Annotated in this window: 11 protein-coding genes; 5 read left to right on the top strand and 6 right to left on the bottom strand. The window is 68.8% G+C overall.

The genetic code is table 11. The annotated features are described in order from the left end of the window. Positions 1–13: 13 nt before the first annotated feature. Complete coding sequence (locus AC0662_RS24700) at positions 14–1,261, bottom strand: PucR family transcriptional regulator (RefSeq protein ID WP_452198026.1); 1,248 nt, start codon at positions 1,259–1,261, stop codon at positions 14–16. 92 nt (positions 1,262–1,353) lie between these two features. Here AC0662_RS24700 and AC0662_RS24695 point away from each other — a divergent pair, with 92 nt between their 5' ends. Then, positions 1,354–2,397: a PHP domain-containing protein gene (locus tag AC0662_RS24695; RefSeq protein WP_452198024.1), complete on the top strand. Its 1,044-nt coding sequence runs from the start codon at positions 1,354–1,356 to the stop codon at positions 2,395–2,397. Further along, positions 2,394–3,401 carry a pirin family protein gene (locus tag AC0662_RS24690; protein WP_452198022.1) on the top strand — a complete coding sequence of 336 codons (1,008 nt, stop codon included), beginning with the start codon at positions 2,394–2,396 and terminating at the stop codon, positions 3,399–3,401. The genes AC0662_RS24695 and AC0662_RS24690 overlap by 4 nt, the downstream gene beginning before the upstream one ends. On the opposite strand, the gene AC0662_RS24685 is transcribed toward AC0662_RS24690, so the two are convergent. Both AC0662_RS24685 and AC0662_RS24680 read right to left on the bottom strand, forming a co-directional pair. Beyond that, on the bottom strand, positions 3,376–3,918 hold the full coding sequence (locus tag AC0662_RS24685; protein WP_478303510.1) for a hypothetical protein: 543 nt from the start codon (positions 3,916–3,918) through the stop codon (positions 3,376–3,378). The two genes, AC0662_RS24690 and AC0662_RS24685, sit on opposite strands and share 26 nt — an antisense overlap. Positions 3,919–3,991: 73 nt before the next feature. Beyond that, entirely contained in the window at positions 3,992–4,516 is a 525-nt protein-coding gene (locus AC0662_RS24680; protein WP_478303509.1) for a MarR family winged helix-turn-helix transcriptional regulator, read from the bottom strand. Positions 4,517–4,577: 61 nt separating this feature from the next. Here AC0662_RS24680 and AC0662_RS24675 point away from each other — a divergent pair, with 61 nt between their 5' ends. Next, entirely contained in the window at positions 4,578–5,591 is a 1,014-nt protein-coding gene (locus AC0662_RS24675) for an alpha/beta hydrolase (RefSeq protein ID WP_478303507.1), read from the top strand. A 134-nt stretch (positions 5,592–5,725) separates the two neighbouring features. On the opposite strand, the gene AC0662_RS24670 is transcribed toward AC0662_RS24675, so the two are convergent. The 3 genes from AC0662_RS24670 to aceE all read right to left on the bottom strand — a co-directional run bounded on the left by AC0662_RS24670 (position 5,726) and on the right by aceE (position 10,611). After that, entirely contained in the window at positions 5,726–7,198 is a 1,473-nt protein-coding gene (locus AC0662_RS24670) for a peptide MFS transporter (RefSeq protein WP_478303505.1), read from the bottom strand. Positions 7,199–7,287: 89 nt separating this feature from the next. Next, entirely contained in the window at positions 7,288–7,809 is a 522-nt protein-coding gene (locus tag AC0662_RS24665; protein ID WP_478303503.1) for a GNAT family N-acetyltransferase, read from the bottom strand. Between the two features lie 72 nt (positions 7,810–7,881). Next, positions 7,882–10,611: a pyruvate dehydrogenase (acetyl-transferring), homodimeric type gene (gene aceE / locus AC0662_RS24660; RefSeq protein WP_452198249.1), complete on the bottom strand. Its 2,730-nt coding sequence runs from the start codon at positions 10,609–10,611 to the stop codon at positions 7,882–7,884. A 308-nt stretch (positions 10,612–10,919) separates the two neighbouring features. Between aceE and AC0662_RS24655 the strand changes: the two genes are divergently transcribed. Continuing rightward, positions 10,920–11,363 (top strand): DUF3052 domain-containing protein, encoded by a 444-nt coding sequence (locus AC0662_RS24655; RefSeq protein WP_452198011.1) that lies wholly within the window; start codon positions 10,920–10,922, stop codon positions 11,361–11,363. Further along, positions 11,360–11,830, top strand: coding sequence for a peroxiredoxin (locus tag AC0662_RS24650; RefSeq protein ID WP_452198009.1), 471 nt, complete (start codon positions 11,360–11,362; stop codon positions 11,828–11,830). The genes AC0662_RS24655 and AC0662_RS24650 overlap by 4 nt, the downstream gene beginning before the upstream one ends. Positions 11,831–11,836 lie beyond the last annotated feature (6 nt).

Genomic DNA, 11,836 nt, shown 5'->3' with positions numbered 1-11,836 from the left:
GTTTGTAGAGATCCTACAAAACCGTGCTGCCCGGCTCGGGATTGAGCAGGCGACCCAAGGTCAGTGCGACACGGACTGTGAAAGCGTCGCGGGGATCCAGCGGGTTGTACCCCGTGAGGTCCGCCACACGCTTCAGCCGGTACCGCACGGTGTTGGCGTGGATGAACATCGCCCGGGCCGTCGCCTCGATCGAACCACCGGAGTCCAGGTACGCCGAGACCGTGTCCAGGAGCACGCCATCGCCCACGGTGAGCGGGCCGTAGACCTCTGTCGCGAGCTGCCGACGAGCGTGACCGTCTCCGGAGAGTGACCGCTCGGGAAGTAGTTCGTCGGCCTGTACCGGCCGCGGGGCACCCGGCCACGCGGCCGCCGCTCGCAGACCCGCGACGGCGGCCCGCGCCGAGGTCACGGCCGACATCAGGTCCTTCACGACCGGTCCGACGACGATCGGACCGGGTCCGAACCAGCGCGCGAGCTTTTGTACGATCTCGACAGGTTTGCTCGTACCGCCGAGTACGACGACCAGGCGGTCGCCCTGAATCGCGCACAGAGCGTCAGCACCCGCCTCCCGCGCGGCGTGCCGGACCATGTCCGCCACGTTCGAGGTGTTGTTGCCGGTTTGCGGGACCTCCGCGGCTTGGGCCCGCCCGACGACCACGGCGACCTCCGCGGATCCCGTCGTACCGGCGGCTCCGGTCCAGCCGAGGGCGGAGGCCCGCGAGCGGACCGATTCGTCGGCCTCGCCGCGGATCACCGAGTCGACGAGCAGCGCCTCAAGACGGGCGTCCCAAGCGCCGCGCATCTCGGCGGCCTGCGCGTAGACGGTCGCGGCGGCGAACGCGACCTCGCGCGCGTAGCGCTGCATCGCCTCGTGCACGACCGGTACGTCGTCCGGCGGTAGCAGGGTGCCGATGGTGTTCTCGATGGTCTCGATCGTGGTGCGGACCAGGTCGACGGTCTGGTGCAGCGAGATCACCCGGGTGAACTCGCGCGGCGCGGAGCCGAAGATCCGGGTCGGCATCGAGGAGTGCGCCTCGGGGTCGCGGAACCACTCGACGAACGCCGAGATCCCGGACTGCGCGACCAGTCCGATCCAGGACCGGTCCTGCGCGGACAGCTGGGCGAACCACGGGAGCTTGGCGTCCATCGCCGCCATCGCGGCCGTGGCCAGCGCACCGGTTGCGCCCTGCAACCGCTCCGCCCGCGCCAGATGCTCCTTGGTCGCCACGTCCAGACCATAAACCCCGGATCCCCAGGCCATCACAATCGCCGGTTCCCGGCGGGTCCCCGCGGACGCCGGGTTCGCCGGCCGGATTGTGATGGCCTGGGGGTCCGCGCTGCCATGATGGGCGTATGACCGACAAGGCGGGTGTGGACGACGCCATCGCGGCGCTGCGGGCGATCGGGTACTACCTCGAGCGCGACCAGCAGCCGACGCACCGGGTGAAGGCGTACCGGCGCGCGGCCGACACCATCGCCGCCCTGCCGCCGACCGAGGTGCGGGCGCGGCGCCGGGCCGGGACGTTGACCGAGCTCGCCGGGATCGGGCCGAAGACCGAGGCGGTCATCGTCGAGGCGATGGACGGCGCGACACCGTCGTACCTGGTGAAGCTGGAGGAAGCGGCGGGGGCGCTGACGACCGCCGGCCAGGAGTTGCGGGGCGCGTTGCGGGCGGATCTGCATCTGCACTCGGAGTGGTCCGACGGCGGCAGCCCGATCGAGGAGATGGCGCGGACGGCGCACCGGCTCGGGCACCAGTACATCGCGCTCACCGATCACTCGCCGCGGCTGACCGTCGCGAACGGGTTGTCGCGGGAGCGGCGGCTGCAGCAGATCGAGGTCGTTGCCGAACTCAACAAGAAGCTGAATGACGAGCTGGACGGTTTCACGATCCTGAACGGGATCGAGGTCGACATCAACGAGGACGGCACGCTGGACTGCGACACCGAGATCGTGGCCCGGCTCGACGTGGTGGTCGCGAGCGTGCACTCCAAGCTGCGGATGGCCTCCGAACCGATGACCGAACGGATGGTCCGCGCGATCGCGAACCCGCACGTGGACATCCTCGGCCACTGCACCGGCCGCCTGATCACCGGCGGTCGCGGCACCCGGCCCGAGTCCGAGTTCGACCCCGAGGTGGTGTTCGAGGCCTGCCGCCAGTTCGGTACGGCGGTCGAGATCAACTCCCGCCCCGAACGCCTGGACCCACCGAAGCGCCTGCTGGCGATGGCCGTGGAGATGGACTGCCTGTTCTCCATCGACACCGACGCCCACGCCCCCGGCCAACTCGACTGGCAGGTCTACGGCTGCGAACGCGCCGAAGACCGCGGCGTCACCCCGGACCGGGTCATCAACACCTGGGACCAGCAACAACTCCTGGAATGGACGTCATCGTGAGCGATCTGGACAAGCACCCGGCGGAAGTTGTCGGTACTGGGGACTGTGAAGGGCCCGCGCTGGAGATGCTCGAGGGGCGGGAGGTTGTGCTGGGGCGGTCGACGACTGTGCGGCGGTTGTTGCCGAACAAGGATCGGCGGATGGTCGGTGCGTGGTGCTTCGTGGATCACTACGGACCGGACGACCTGACCCGGAGGGTCGACTCGTACGGCGTACCGGGGGCGAGCGGGATGCTTGTTCCGCCGCACCCGCACACGAGCCTGCAGACCGTGAGTTGGTTGTTCGAGGGGGAGATCGAGCACCGGGACAGCGTCGGCTCGCATGCTCTCGTCCGGCCGGGGGAGCTCAACATCATGACGGCAGGCCCCGGGATCGCGCACTCCGAGGTCTCCACGCCGGACGCCCCGCCGATGCTGCACGGCGCGCAACTGTGGGTCGCTCTCCCGGACGACGTCCGTACGACGACCCCGCCCGCCTTCAACGCGTACGCCGACCTGCCGAAGCTCGACCTCGACGGCGCGAAGGTGACGGTGATGATCGGCACCGTCGCCGGTGTCACGTCGCCCGCACCGGCGTACACGCCGCTGGTCGGCGCCGACGTCACCGTCGAAGCCGGCCGCACCCTGACGCTCCCGTTGATCCCGTCCAACGAGTACGCCGTCCTCGTGGTCGACGGATCGTTGCGCGTCGGAGACCTGACGCCGGGGTTCGGCGAGATGGCCTACCTCGGCGCCGGCCGGGACGCGATCGATCTGGTTGCCTCGGACAACGGTGTGCGGTTCCTGCTGCTCGGCGGTGAACCGTTCGAGGAAGAGCTCGTGATGTGGTGGAACTTCATCGGCCGCAGTCACGAGGAGATCGTCGCCGCGCGGGACGCCTGGCAGGCCGCGATCGCCGCTGAGGGGAACGACCGTTTCCCGATGGTCCCGGGCTACGACGGCGACCCGCTCCCGGCGCCGCCGCTGCCGGCGACCACGCTCAGACCCCGGCCACGCTCTCGGTGACGGGTTGGAGTGACACACCGCGGCGGCGGTAGTACGCCCAGGTGAGGACGAGCAGTGCCGGGCCCCAGAGGTTCAGGGGTGCGTAGCAGGCGAACATCAGTACCTTCCATCCCGTGCCGGCGAACGGGATGAAGTGGTCGGTCCAGGCGTCCCGGAACCCGTACGTCCAGATCGCGATCAGCGACAGCGCGCCCAGGGTGGCAGGCACGATCGCCGCGTAGGGGTGGACGCGGCGGCCGCCGATGAACGGGATCCAGCGCGGAGCGACCTCGCCCCAGCGGCTGACCAGACCCAGCGCGGTGAGGGCGACGAGTTCGGAGAAGATCGTCAGCGAGACGACGTACACCTTGGCGCCCACGCCGCCGAGGTCGGCGGGGTTGCCGTTGTCGTCGAACATGCCCATCGACGATCCGAAGACCAGCCCGAGTCGCCACAGGCCGGACGGCAGGGTCAGGAACGGGATGACATGAGCCAGGCGGTACGCCCAGCGGGGGACAGGACGCTCGGTGGTAGTCACCCCAAGAGCATCCGGTCACGCGACCCCGCCGCACCTCACCCGCAGGAGTGAACCCGCTCCCTCCGGAGAGCGTTCAGCTCCGCGGCACCGCCATCAGTGCGGGTCCGTCCTCCTCCGCGGACAGCACGACCTTGCGCAGCAGCTTCGTCAGCGTCTCGCGTTCGCGCTCAGACAGCGGCTGCAGCAGTGTGTGCTCGGCGTCGGCCTGCGAATCGATCGCCGCCTCCCAGACCCGTTGGCCCTCGGGGGTCAGGACGACGACCACGCTGCGCCGGTCGGTCACGTCGCGGCTGCGCTCGACCAGGCCGGCGCGGGTCAGCCGATCGAGACGGTTGGTGAGGGTCGCCGGATGGGTGTCGAGCGCGATCGCCAACGCGGTCGGCGCCACCCGGTACGGCGGCCCGGCTGCTCGCAGCTGCCACAGGACGTCGTACTCCCAGGCGCGCAGGCCGTGCTCCTCGAGTGCCTCGGCCCGCCGATGCTGCAGATGCCGGACCAGCATCTGCATCCGGGTCACGATGCCCTCGACGCTGTCGTCGAGGTCGGGTACTTCGGCCCGCCAGTACGCGATGTGCCGATCGATCGAGTCCTCCGCCACGAGCAGGAGACTACTACGAATCCATATACTATGGTTTCGTAGTAAATGAGGAGGCGATGCCATGCTCGAGCTGACCGGCCGGATCGACGAGGGAGTGGTCGACAGCCAGGTGCTGCGCGGCAATCCACTGAACGATCCGCACCAGCGACCGATCTGGGTCCAGACCCCGCCCGGGTACGACGGCAGCACCCGGCGCTACCCGGTCGTCTACCTGCTCCTCGGGTACGGCGGAACGCTGCCGCTGTGGCGCAACCGGATGCCGTTCCGGCGACCGGTCCCCGAACTGATCGACTCGCTCTTCAGCAGTGGCGGGGCCCCGCCGATGATCGTGGTCTACGTCGACGCGTTCACGAAGTACGGCGGGAGTCAGTACGTCGATTCGCCGGGCACCGGCCGCTATCACTCGTACCTGTGCGACGAGGTGGTCCCGTGGGTCGACGCCCGCTACCGGACGCTTGCCGACCGCAACTATCGGGCGATCGCCGGCAAGTCGAGCGGCGGGCTCGGCGCGATGATCACGCCGATGCTCCGGCCGGACCTGTTCGGCGCCTTCGCGTCGCATTCGGGTGACGCGCTGTCCGAGGCGCAGTACATCCCGCACTTTCTCTGGGCGGCTCGCCAGTTGCGGGCCTACGACGGGGACATCATGCGCTGGTGGTCGGACTTCACCGAGCGGGTCGCGTTCACCAAGGCCGAGGACGAGCGGCTGCTGGAGCTGCTCGGCGTCTCGGCCTGCTTCTCACCCGACCCGTACGGTACGCCGCGGCTGCCGTTCGACCCCCAGACCGGCGCGCTCCGGCCGGAGGTCTGGGCGCGCTGGCTGCGGTGGGACCCGGTCCGGATGGCGCCGGACCACGCCGAGGCCCTCTGTTCCCAGCGGGCGATCTGGATCGACGCCGGGACCAGTGACGAGTGGTTCCTGGACCTCGGTGCCGAGGCGTTCCGCCGAACGCTGACCGACGTCGGTGTCTCCGCCGACGCCGTCCATTTCGAGCTTTTCGACGGCGGTCATCGCGCCGTCGAGTATCGCCACCCGCTCGCGATCGCCTGGCTGGCCGACCGCCTCACGGACTAGATCGCCGCACAGCTCAGAGCAGGTCGTGGTCGTGGGCGTACGCCACGGCGGCCGTTCGGGACGGTACGTCGAGTTTCGCGAAGATGTCGGTGGGGCCGCGTCGGACAGAATGCGCAACTCGCCCCAGGGCGCGACTACGAGGTTTGTCGTACGTCGGTGTGCCGGCGGATCCACGGCGCGAACGCATACACGGCGACCGCGACCACGATCGTGACGATCGCCAGCCCGCCGAAGTACGCGGTGTCGGAGGCGCCCTCGGTGGCTTGCACGAGCTGGGCGGTGATCGCCTGACCGGCGGCCGGCGCGAGGAACCAGAGAGCCATCATCTGGCTGAGGAACGCCCGCGGCGCCAGCACCGTGGTCGCGGCGAGCCCGACGGGGGACAGGAACAGCTCGCCGAGGGTCTGGATCACGTACACGCCGACCAGCCACAGCGGTGACGCGAGGTTGTCCCCGGCGACCGACGACGCGAGCGCCATCACCGCGAACGAGATCCCGGCGAGCAGCAGGCCGGTGGCGAACTTCTGCCCGATCGACGGGCCCCGGTCGCCGAGTTTGATCCAGATCACCGCGAACACCGGCGCCAGCACGATGATCGAGAACGGGTTCACCGACTGGAAGAACTCCGGCGAGATCTCGATCCCGAACAGGTGCAGGTCGGTCCGGTCGGCGGCGAACGAGGTCAGCGTCGTCGCCGCCTGCTCGAACAGCATGAAGAACAGCATCGCGGCGATGAACAGCGGGACGTACGCGCGCACCCGCTGCTTCTCCACCGGTGTCACCAGCGGGCTCCGGAGCAGCATCACGAAGTACGCGATCGGGGCCAGGAAGCACAGGTACGAGATCGCGTCCACGACCGGCTTCGGGCCGATGCCGCCGGAGCGCCAGGCCGACCACGCGAACACCACCGCGAGCAGCGCCAGTACCGCGACCGTGACCCGCACCATCGTTGGCCGGTCCTCGGCAGTCAGTGGGTTCGGCGGGGTGTCGCCGCGTCCGTGCAGCGTCCGCCGGCCGAGCAGGTAGGCGATCAGCGCGAGCGTCATCCCGACCGCGGCGGCCGCGAACGCGACGTGGAACCCGAATTCGCGGCGCAAGAACCCGACCACGAACGGCGCCGTGAACGACCCGATGTTGATCCCCATGTAGAAGATCGAGAACGCCGAGTCGCGGCGCTTGTCGCCGTCTTCGTACAGCGTGCCGACCATCGTCGACACGTTGGGCTTCAGCAGACCCGTGCCAAGGGCAACCAACGCGATCCCGGCGTACGCCGGTCCGGTGGCGGGCAGCGCGAGACACACGTGGCCGGCGACGATCACGGACCCGCCGTACAGGACCGTGCGGCGGGCGCCGAAGACGCGGTCGGCGAACCAGCCGCCGAGCACCGAGAGCAGGTAAACCGACGCGCCGTAGATCGACACCACGGCCTGGCCGAGCGACTCGCCGAGGCCGAGACCGTGCGCCTTGTCGGTCAGGTACAGCAGCAGGATCGCGCGCATCCCGTAGTAGCTGAACCGCTCCCACAGTTCGGTGGTGAACAGCGTCATCAAGCCGCGCGGATGACCGAGGAAGGTCTTCTCCCCGCTGGTCTGTTGCGATACGGACACGCTCGACTACTCCCCGTGAGATCGGACTGCCGGTCCGACCGTAGCAACAGAAGGTCACGCCGACGTGTAGACCCCATCCAGCGGGTGATTCAGAGGGTGATCCAGTACCTGCGGGCGCGGCCCAGCCAGGTGTCTCGGATGTCCTCGAGCACCCCGCCGTTGCGCTCGATCGTCCGCGCTGACGCGACGTTGGTGTCGTCGCACGTCACCAGCACGCGGTCCATCCCGCGCCCCCGCGCCCGCTCCACCGCGGCTCCCAGCGCCCACGTCGCCACCCCGCGACCACGAGCCGACGGGCGGACGCCGTACCCGATGTGCCCGCCGCCCTCGAGCAGGCGGTCGTTGAGCCGGTGCCGGAGACTGATCGCGCCGAGGTACGTCCCGCCCTCGACGACCCACCAGTACGACGCGTGCACCCGGCCGGCCTCGATCTCGCGGGTCTCGTCGGACTGCTCGCGCAACCGCCCGACCCACGTCGCGAAACCGTCGAGCGTGCTCAGGTCGCTCGCCTCCCACACCCCGGCGCCGTCCTGGTGGACGCCGTCCCACTCGGCCGCCGACTCCAGCCAGGAGTCCCGCAGGTCAACGGTCGGATCGATCAGTTCGAACATGTCGCCGAGCCTAGAACGGTCACGGGCCGCCCACCGTGAGGTGAGCGGCCCGTGGCCGAGGCGATCCGGGACTCAGGCCCCGGCGCCCTCCTGCTTCACGCCGGCGACCGCGGTCGGGTCGTCGATGCGGTACTTGCGGGCCGCCTCGGCGGCGACCTCCGGCTTCACGTCACCGCGCTTGGCGAGGATCTCCAGCGTGGCGACCACGATCGACTCGGCGTCGACGTGGAAGTGCCGCCGCGCCGCCGCCCGGGTGTCGGCCAGACCCCAACCGTCGGTACCGAGCGAGGTGTAGTCGTTCGGCACCCAGCGGGAGATCTGGTCCTGCACCGCGCGCATGAAGTCGCTGACGGCAACGACCGGACCCTTGGTGTCCTTCAGTTGCTCGGTGATGAACGGCACCTGCTCCGGCTCGTCCGGGTGCAGCAGGCTGTGCTCCTCGGCCGCGATCGCGTTCCGGCGCAGCTCGTTCCACGAGGTCACGGACCAGATGTCCGCGGCCACCGAGTACTCCTCAGCGAGGATCTGCTGGGCCTTGACCACCCACGGCAGCGCGACACCGGAGCCGAGCAGCTGGACCCGCGGCGCGTCGTCGCCGTCCGCGGTCTGACCCTCGTTGAAGCGGTACATGCCCTTCAGCAGGGCCGCGACGTCGAGGTTCTCCGGCTCGGCCGGCTGCGCCACCGGCTCGTTGTAGACCGTCAGGTAGTAGAAGACGTCCTCGCCGAACGGCTTGGCGTCGTCCAGACCGTAGCCGTACATCCGGCGCAGGCCGTCCTTGACGATGTACGCGACCTCGTAGGCGAAGCCCGGGTCGTAGTGCACCGCCGCCGGGTTCGTGGAGGCGAGCAGCGGCGAGTGACCGTCCGCGTGCTGCAGTCCCTCACCCGTCAGCGTCGTACGCCCGGCGGTCGCGCCGACCAGGAAGCCCCGGCCGAGCTGGTCGCCGAGCGCCCAGAGCGAGTCACCGGTCCGCTGGAAGCCGAACATCGAGTAGAAGATGTAGAACGGGATCATCGGCTCGCCGTGCGTCGCGTACGACGTACCGGCGGCGATCATCGAGCCCATCGCACCGGCTTCGCTGATGCCCTCGTGCAGCAGCTGACCCTGCTCGGACTCCTTGTAGGACAGCAGCAGGTTGCGGTCGACGGCCTCGTACTGCTGCCCGTGCGGCGAGTAGATCTTCGCCGTCGGGAACATCGAGTCCATACCGAACGTGCGGTACTCGTCCGGGGCGATCGGGACGATCCGGTCGCCGATCTCCGGGTCCTTCATCAGGTCGCGGAACAGCCGCACCAGCGCCATCGTGGTCGCCACCGGCTGGTTGCTGCCCTTGCTCAGCGGCTTGTAGACCGCGTCGCCCGGCAGTGTCAGCGAGGTCTTCGGCGCGACCCGGCGCTCCGGCAGCGAACCACCGAGCTGCTTACGCCGCTCCATCATGTACTGGTACTCCGGCGAGTCGGTGCCGGGGTGGAAGTACGGCGGGTTGTACGCGTCCTCGAGGTCCTTGTCCTCGATCGGCAGGTACAGCCGGTCGCGGAACGCTTTCAGGTCCTCCGAGGTCAGCTTCTTCATCTGGTGGGTCGCGTTCCGGCCCTCCAGCGCCTCGATCGTCCAGCCCTTGATGGTCTGGGCGAGGATCACGGTCGGCTGCCCGACGTGCTCGGTCGCGCTCTTGAACGCGGCGTACACCTTGCGGTAGTCGTGACCGCCGCGGGGCAGCTTGCGCAGCTCCTCGTCGGACAGGCCGCTGACCATCTGGCGCAGCCGCGCGTCGCCGCCGAAGAAGTTGTTCCGGATGTACTCACCGGATTCCACGGAGTACGTCTGGAACTGGCCGTCCGGCGTGCTGTTCATCTTGTTCAGCAGCGCGCCGTCGTGGTCCTGGGCCAGCAGGCTGTCCCACTCGCGGCCCCAGATCACCTTGATGACGTTCCAGCCGGCGCCGCGGAAGTACGCCTCCAGCTCCTGGATGACCTTGCCGTTGCCACGGACCGGTCCGTCCAGCTGCTGCAGGTTGCAGTTGATCACGAAGGTGAGGTTGTCGAGCTCCTCGCGCGCGGCCAGGCCGATCGCGCCGAGCGACTCCGGCTCACCCATCTCGCCGTCACCGAGGAACGCCCAGACGTGCTGCTGGCTGGTGTCCTTGATGCCGCGGTTGTGCAGGTACCGGTTGAAGCGCGCCTGGTAGATCGAGTTCAGCGCGGCGAGCCCCATCGAGACCGTCGGGAACTCCCAGAAGTCCGGCATCAACCGCGGGTGCGGGTACGACGACAGGCCGTTGTGCGGCCCGCGCGACACCTCCTGGCGGAAACCGTCCAGTGCGTCCGCGCTCAACCGGCCCTCGAGGAAGGCGCGCGCGTACATACCGGGGGAGGCGTGCCCCTGGATGAAGATCTGGTCGCCACCGCCGGGATGGTCCTTGCCCCGGAAGAAGTGGTTGAAACCGACCTCGTACAGGCTGGCGGCCGACTGGTAGGTGGCGATGTGACCGCCGACCTCCAGGCCCTTGCGGTTCGCCTTGCTCACCATCACCGCGGCGTTCCACCGGATGAAGGCCCGGATCCGGCGCTCGATGTGCTCGTCGCCGGGGAACCAGGGCTCCCGCTCGGGTGGAATCGAGTTGATGTAGTCGGTGCTCCGCAGTGCGGGCACTCCGACCTGTCGCTCCCGGGCTCGTTCGATCAGCTTGAGCATCAGGTAGCGCGCTCGCGCCTTGCCCCGTTCGTCCAGGACGGCGTCGAGCGATTCGACCCATTCACGCGTCTCGTCAGGGTCGATGTCGGGGAGCTGGGTGGGCATCCCCTCGGTGATGATGGCTGGTGGTTCGTGTCCGGAAGCCACGGTGTCCTGCCGTTCTCTCTGGTTGTGTTCACCCGCAATCCTGTCACCTGTTCGGAATGCGTTCTACTTCGCCTTCCCAGAAGGCTCCATTCCGGCTCGCCAGGCGTGATGCCAGCGGACACGCCCGGTACCCGGCACGCGCATACCGGACACGTCACGGAACCCTGGTGCATACTTGCGCGACGCGGTACGTCACGATGGACTATCGCTAGTTGAGTGGCTTTGACACCTACCCCCGGGCAAGCGGGGACCACGGAGGAGGACACGTGAGCGCGACCGCGGATCACGCGGACGGCAAGAGCGGAGTGCCGAACATGGCGTCCCGGCTGGGCCTGGAGGCCGGCTGGGTCGTGCAGGAGATCGGGTACGACGACGACTGCGACGACGACCTGCGTGATGCGATCCGGGCCATCACCGGAGAGGACTTCGCCGGTGAGGACACCGATGAGGTCGTGGACGCAGTCCTGCTCTGGTTCCGTGAGGACGACGGCGACCTGGTCGACGCGTTCTTCGACATCCTGACCGACCTGAAGGCCGGTGGCGTGGTGTGGCTGCTGACCCCCAAGGTCGGCCGCGACGGCTACGTGGAGACCAGCGACATCACCGAGGCCGCACCGGTCGCGGGGCTGGCCACCACGAGCACGCTGAGCGTCACCGACGACTGGTCGGCCACCAAGTTGGTGGTTCCGAAGTCCGGTCGCCGCGGGTGACGGTCCCGGCTGCGGGCAGCCGGGCACCCGACTTCAGCACACGGAACCAGTACGGCGAACAGGTCCGGTTGAGCGACTACGCCGGCCACCGGGACGTCGTACTGGTTTTCTATCCCTATGCGTTCAGTCAGGTCTGCACGAGTGAGCTGGCCGAACTCCGCGACCGGCCGGACCTGCTGGCCGCCGCGGAGTTCCTGGCGATCTCGTGCGACCCGATGTTCACACTCCGGGCGTACGCCGACGCACAGCGGCTGGATTTCGGTCTCCTGACCGATTTCTGGCCACATGGTGCGATCGCGTCGTCCTACGGCGTCCTCGACCCCACCCAAGGCTGCGCCCGCCGAGGCACCTTTGTCATAGACCAAACCGGCCTCATCCGCTGGTCAGTCGTCAACCCAATCGCAGAGGCCCGCAACCCAGACGACTACGCAACAGCCTTGGCAAGTTTGAGGCCAGACCTCAGGTAGACTCCT

The sequence above is a fragment of the Kribbella sp. NPDC043289 genome, from assembly GCF_056436705.1.
The sequence above is the reverse complement of the archived record's forward strand: the minus strand, read 5'-3'. Positions and strand labels throughout refer to the sequence as shown.